The sequence below is a fragment of the Nostoc sp. CHAB 5715 genome, assembly GCF_020829685.1.
Taxonomy (GTDB): domain Bacteria; phylum Cyanobacteriota; class Cyanobacteriia; order Cyanobacteriales; family Nostocaceae; genus Nostoc.
Window position 1 is genome coordinate 1 of record NZ_JAIVFR010000396.1, and the last position, 6,364, is coordinate 6,364.

Consider the following 6,364-nt stretch of genomic DNA (forward strand, 5'->3'; position numbering starts at 1 on the left):
TCCGACTTGTTCTAATACCCGCGCAGCTTTTGCACGCCAATTTTCTTGCAAACCCAGACCTACATTATCTATCACACGTTTCCAAGGTAGTAACCGGGGGTCTTGAAACATCACTCTTACAGAATGACTAAGCTTGCGTAGTGGTTCTCCATCTAATAATATGCCGCCTGTAGTAGGTTTATCTAACCCAGACACTAAGCGCAGTAAGGTACTTTTACCGCAACCACTACGCCCCACAATAGCAATAAATTCTCCTGGTGCTACTTCTAGATTTATTGAGTTTAAGACAGTTTTATTTCCAAAAACTTTGCTTAAATTCAAAATATGGAGTTGTGAACCTTGTATACTTGAAACCATGTGATTTTTTCCTTAATGAGAGATTTTCGAGTGATTAATTTTCTGAAGATTTGAAGTTTTTACAATGAATTAATAAAGGTCAAAACTTAAACATATATTTAAGTTTTGACCTGAGCTTTTACCCAGCAGATGTGTAATTAGGATTCCATGATAAAAATTTGTTTTCTAGAGCTTTGGCAATGGAATTTGCTAGTTTACCTAACAGTGCATAGATGATAATACTTAACACCACAACGTCTGTTTGCATAAACTCTCTGGCGTTCATTGCCATATAACCAATGCCGGAATCTGCTGCAATTTGTTCGGCTACAATTAACGATAGCCACATAATACCCAAGGAAAAGCGGACACCAATCAAAATTGAAGATAAAGCTCCTGGAAAAACAATTTGCCACAAGAGTTGGGATGTTTTTAAGCCATAAACTCTACCCATTTCAATGAGTTGAGGATCTACACTACGAATTCCATGATAGGTATTAAGGTAAATTGGAAAAAATACACCTATAGAAACTAGAAATAATCTAGCTTGATCGCCAATTCCAAACCATAAAATTACTAGGGGAATTAATGCCAAGTTGGGAATAGTACGTAGCATTTGCAAGGAACTATCTAATAATTGTTCTCCAATGCGAGAAAATCCCGTGAGTAATCCTAAAATAAAGCCAATTCCGCCGCCAACGATAAAACCAGATATAGCGCGTGCGGCACTGATTCTGATGTGTTGGAAAAGCTCTCCAGTTAAAGCTAAGTTAAATGCTGTAAAAACTACGCTACTTGGTGCTGGAAGAATTCTGCTGGAAAGTAAACCAGTTCTGGAAGCAATTTCCCAAAGTAGTAGCACTATAAAAGGCACTATCCAAGGGATGATTTTATCAGCGAATTTGTTGTTGAATATTGCTTCTAAGGATTTTTCGCTGCTTTTAGTTTTTTTCAGAGTAATAGTCATAATTGACCTGTTAATTGTTTTACAAATTTCTTATTGACAATTATTTCTTCAATAAGACGGAGTGGCATTCGGTGCTATAACTTTTGGTTCTACCCAGATAGGGGCAGAAATTCGTCGAGAATAAATCAAAAAGATTACCCTGTGGGTTGTGTAGGTTGAGAACAAATACTATAAACCGAGCGATTTACCGTAGATTATAAATGATCGTACACGAATTTACGTAAAAAGCAACCCCAAATAAACTTTTGGCACGAACCCAGTATTAGCAAGCCTAACTTAATTTTCTAGATTTTAAGAGGCTTCCAATTCAAAAAATCTCCAATTTGCAGGATACGTTAGGATGATAGTCCACGACGCACTATCAGCCCTGAAATAATGGTGGGTTAGCGACACAACCCACCTCATACCTATTGATCATCCCTAAAACCTATAGACAGTGCGAATCCATGCAAATAAACTATCAGGATTGTTGGCATTTGAATCTGGTGCAGTCACCCAGATAAAACCCGGCGTAATGTCAATCTTGTCAGTGATTCTATATTGATAGAATCCTTCAATATGCAAGGAAGTATCTTTGTCTGCTTGTCCTAAACCTGCTCCTAAATCTACATTATTGCTGAGACTGGTAAGTTTTGGTGCCATACCTACAAACAATCCTCCTAAACTTCCTTCCTTCCCAAGATCCGGGAAAGACAGTCCTATAGCCCAATCCATAGCGCTACCATCACCACGCCCTAAATAGCGGTGTGCGGCATAACTTACCCAACCATTGATAGCAAACTTGGGACTAAATTGATAAAAAGCTTGGACACCATAAAGATTAGCTAAAGTTCCCCTTCCAGCCACGGTGCTATTAACCAAGTTGCTCCCTGCTGCTGGCCCAAAGTTAGTTCCACTTAGACCTTGGGCGTTTGGTGGACTATAAGTATTGACGTAAGTTAGAGCCGCTCGAAAATTCTTCTGAGGACTGGTATACAATATCTGTCCTAAAGCTAAATATCGGCCTGTGAAAAAGCCAGTATTGTTTCCAGGGTTATTAGCGTTAGGTGCGCTGTAAGCTATTCCCACTTGGAACTGTTGATTTAATCTGTGGAGTACCGCTATTCCGCCACCAGCATCTCCATATTGATAGACTAAAGCTCGTCGTGAGAATCGGGAAATCCCATTAGAACCAGTTGCTAAACTACTCTCAAAGTATGGATTAATCGGTACCGTAAAACCTAGTTCATTAGCTCCATCAGATAAGGCATAAATGTTGACTTGAGTATTTGAACCTACTGGAAACCGATAACGCAAACCACCAACAGACAAATCATTGCGTGGTCTTGTAATATTAGCGTTATCAGCCGTTCTGCCATCATAAGTACCTAATATTCCACCTCTTATTTCTCCCGATGAATCAATACTTCCTCTTTGTCCCAACGATTCAATATTTCCACCCCCCATTGTTATGCCTAGTGAATCTTTACCTGTAAAGCTGGCATTTAATCGCAAAGTTACTGAATCTTGCAGTGTTACTACGCGGGGAGCTCGTTGCCCAGTTACAACATTATTACCGGCTAGAAGTGAGCCAAGGACAAACTGCACTCGAGCTGTGAGTTTAACTGTAGGAGAAAATTGTTGTGATTCGATGACTGCCAGTTTTGCCTCTGCTGCATCAATTCGTCCTTGCAGTGCAGCCAATTCTGTGGAAAATTCCTCTCTTAACTTTTTGATTGTGTCTAAGTCTTCTGTTTTAATTAAGTCTGCTGTAGAACTGGCGATTATTTGATTGATTCGGTCTAAAGCAGTATTTAGACCAGCCGCAAATTCATAGCGTGTCAAGGCGCGATCGCCTTTGAATGTACCATCTTTATAACCCGCGATCGCACCATAGCGTTCCACTAAAGATTGTATTGCTTGAAATGCCCAATCTGTAGGTTGAATATCTGATAATTCAGAAACAGATGTAACTTGCTCTTGGGAGTTATCTTGATCATCTGTGAAAGTCTCCTGAGAAAGTAGACTTGCTTCTTCGGATGGTAAATAGTCTAACGTTTCGATTACTTCTAGGTTGGCAGTTTGATTCGATTCAGCCTCAGTTGCAATACTTGGGGAAATTTCCTCAATCCCTGATTTTAGCTTAGATAAGTCCGGTGCTTCAGCAGCAAGTGCGGCTGAAGAGAGGATAAAAAATACATTAAAAAATGCTGGGACAAATATCCCGTAATTCCACAAAAATTTAAACATTGGCTATTGACTTATGCACAGAAAATCAACAAATCTTTAATTGCTAGTACCCCACAGGATTTTTACATCCAGATTACATACCCTTTTGCAGACAAACATTTCTCTGATAAATTGCTTTACAGAGGTTTCTTTATGAACACCTTTTGGCAAAGACTAAATGGTGTTAAAAGATTACACACCAGGCAAGATAAGAGAGGCGAAAAGTAGGATGATCTCTTGAGAAGCAAGAATTTGAATTAGCCTAATTTGTCAAAAGAGGCAGGGGAGCAGGGAGGAGAGGCTGAGACAGAGCTTTTACTCCGTGCATAGCCAAGCGTCCTAGAAGGGCGAGGCTTCATGCCCATGTTCCGATCAAGCTTCACTTCTAGGGGAAGGGCTTGCTCTCCCGCTCGCCCCCTTCCCCTCTGCCTCTTCGGTGACTGTCAAAAAACTACTAAAATTTTATCGGGATTTAGTAGTTTGCTATTAACTTTGGATATTCGCATAAATAAATAAAAAAAACAAGTCCCGCAAGATATAATTTTTAAAAGAGATTAGCAAACTTGTGTTAAGCAATACTTGCATTTTTCCCGTAAGTGTGAAAAACTCTCTTGTATAAGCAAACTACGGTAAATCAATCTACTTTTAGTATTTTAAAAGGAATAAACTACAGTATTTCATTTATCGGCTGACTACTTAGCCAGAGTTACAAAAAAATATTCATAGGGCAAAAATTAATCGTGTACCTGCTCCAAGTAGTAGTGAAACGCCCTATCAATGTTCTAAGTGGTTCAAACAAACTTGGTAAGAACCTCGGCATTCTCATACTACAAGTCCTCTATAGATTGTTTTAGCAACAGAGATTAGGAAAATATTCAGAATAATTTTCCCAATGCCTAATCCCCAGTACCCAAATAGAGGTGATTCACCAAAAAACCAACTTATGACCCAACTGAAAACACTTTCCACCTACGACCCAACATTATTTGAGGGTGCAGCCCAAGTCTACGCTCAGTACAGAACTAAATACTCACCTGCTGTATTTGACAAACTAACTGAAATATTTAATCTCAATGGTCAAGGAAGACTTCTTGATTTGGGTACTGGGCCAGGTTTAATTGCCATTGCCTTACGAACTAAATTTCAGGAAGTAGTTGCTATTGATCCCGACCCAGAGATGCTCAAGGAAGCGCAACGTCAAGCAGCAGCCGTAAAAGCAAACAATATTACTTGGCTAGAACAAGGAGCAGAACTGATTAACCCTAGTTTGGGAACATTTAAACTAGCCACCATTGGCAGAGCCTTCCACTGGATGGAACGCGAACTCGTACTTGAACGCCTTTATGAATTGCTGGCAGATGATGGCGCTGTAGCACTGCTAAACACTGGTGATAATCCTTGGATAAGTTCTCTACCCTGGAAACAAGCTGCCATTAAAGTAGTGAAAAAATGGTTAGGTGAGGAGCGACGAACTGGACAACGAGGACAAGGCATTCGTAAACCAGTTGATCCTCCCCACGAAGTTATAATTGCCAATTCAAAATTTGCCCGCCAAGAAGTATATGAAGTGCCATTTGAAAAATCTTGGACAGTTTCTAGCTATCTTGGCTACTTATACACTACAGCCTTTTCTCTGAAAATTTTCTATGGCGACAAAGCTGAAGAATTTGAAGCAGATATTAAAGAAGCATTACTAGCAGTTGAGCCTTCTGGTCACTTTACAGAAGAACTTACAGCGACAATCCAAGTAGCTTGGAAGCATTAACTTGAAATTAGGATGCTCCCCCTCCAGTGTGATATCTCGACAGTAAATTAATTTAGCTATCCAAAAAAGAGAAAAGCAAATGAGCAAAACACGTAAGTTTCGTTTAGGAGCATTTATTCAAGCCACTGGACATCATGTTTCTGCTTGGCGACATCCAGATGCACAAATAGATGCAGGTTTTAATTTTGAACATTACAAGGAAATTACCCAAACTGCCGAACGTGGTTTATTCGATGCAGTTTTTCTGGCAGACAGCCCAGGAGTTTGGGGTGGCGATGCAAAAACCCAGAGACGCAATGGTAAACTTGTCCATTTTGAGCCAGTGACACTCTTCTCGGCTTTATCCTCTGTAACTCAAAACATTGGCTTCATTTCCACCGCTTCGACTACTTATGAAGAACCTTACACCCTAGCACGTAAGTTTGCCTCGCTCGATCACTTAAGTAAAGGCCGGGCGGGGTGGAATGTAGTCACCACGGGTAACGAGAATGCCGCACGTAATTTCGGTCTTGAGCATCACCCGGAACATAGCCTACGTTATGAACGTGCCCAAGAGTTTATGGAAGTGGTCAAAGGACTGTGGGATAGTTGGGAAGATGATGCTTTCATCCGTGACAGAGAATCTGGTATCTATTTCGACCCGAATAAACTACATACACTCAACCACAAGGGTAAATATTTTTCTGTCAAAGGCCCCTTAAATGTTGGTCGTCCACCTCAAGGTTATCCGGTGATTGTACAGGCTGGAGCATCGGAAGCTGGACGAGATTTAGCTGCGCGTACTGCTGAGGTGATTTTCACTGCTAATCAAACTCTAGCCGATGCCCAGGAATTTTACGCTGATGTCAAAGGCAGGTTGGCGAAATATGGACGCTCTCCAGACGATCTAAAAATCATGCCTGGGGCTTTCCCAATCATTGGCCGGACTGAAGAAGAAGCCCAAGAAAAATACGAATTTTTGCAATCGTTGATTCATCCTGATGTAGCTTGGGGTATTTTAGAGAACTATTACAAAGGTGTGGATCTGTCGAAATATTCTTTAGATGATGTAGCTCCTGAACTACCCAGTGATACCAACACTAATAAGA

At 40.5% G+C, this 6,364-nt stretch carries 5 protein-coding genes; 2 read left to right on the forward strand and 3 right to left on the reverse strand.

Annotated features, from left to right (window positions below; genetic code table 11):
- The 3 genes from LC574_RS21170 to LC574_RS21180 form a co-directional block, all read right to left on the reverse strand.
- A partial coding sequence (locus LC574_RS21170) for an ATP-binding cassette domain-containing protein (protein WP_229455450.1) occupies positions 1 to 357 on the reverse strand: 357 nt, incomplete at its 3' end.
- A 118-nt stretch (positions 358 to 475) separates the two neighbouring features.
- The gene (locus LC574_RS21175) at positions 476 to 1,303 is read right to left on the reverse strand and encodes an ABC transporter permease subunit (protein WP_229455451.1); all 828 of its coding nucleotides are present in this window, start codon (positions 1,301 to 1,303) and stop codon (positions 476 to 478) included.
- 420 nt (positions 1,304 to 1,723) lie between these two features.
- Entirely contained in the window at positions 1,724 to 3,532 is a 1,809-nt protein-coding gene (locus LC574_RS21180; RefSeq protein WP_229455453.1) for an iron uptake porin, read from the reverse strand.
- Positions 3,533 to 4,454: 922 nt separating this feature from the next.
- Between LC574_RS21180 and LC574_RS21185 the strand changes: the two genes are divergently transcribed.
- Both LC574_RS21185 and LC574_RS21190 read left to right on the forward strand, forming a co-directional pair.
- Complete coding sequence (locus LC574_RS21185; protein WP_229455454.1) at positions 4,455 to 5,276, forward strand: class I SAM-dependent methyltransferase; 822 nt, start codon at positions 4,455 to 4,457, stop codon at positions 5,274 to 5,276.
- A 79-nt stretch (positions 5,277 to 5,355) separates the two neighbouring features.
- Positions 5,356 to 6,364: LLM class flavin-dependent oxidoreductase (locus tag LC574_RS21190; protein WP_229455456.1), on the forward strand; the 1,009-nt coding region annotated here is incomplete at its 3' end.

Excerpts from the sequence above, each read along its gene's own strand:
- LC574_RS21175 (WP_229455451.1), bottom strand. The coding sequence starts at position 1,303 with ATGACTATTACTCTGAAAAAAACTAAAAGCAGCGAAAAATCCTTAGAA.
- LC574_RS21180 (WP_229455453.1), bottom strand. The coding sequence starts at position 3,532 with ATGTTTAAATTTTTGTGGAATTACGGGATATTTGTCCCAGCATTTTTT.
- LC574_RS21185 (WP_229455454.1), top strand. The coding sequence starts at position 4,455 with ATGACCCAACTGAAAACACTTTCCACCTACGACCCAACATTATTTGAG.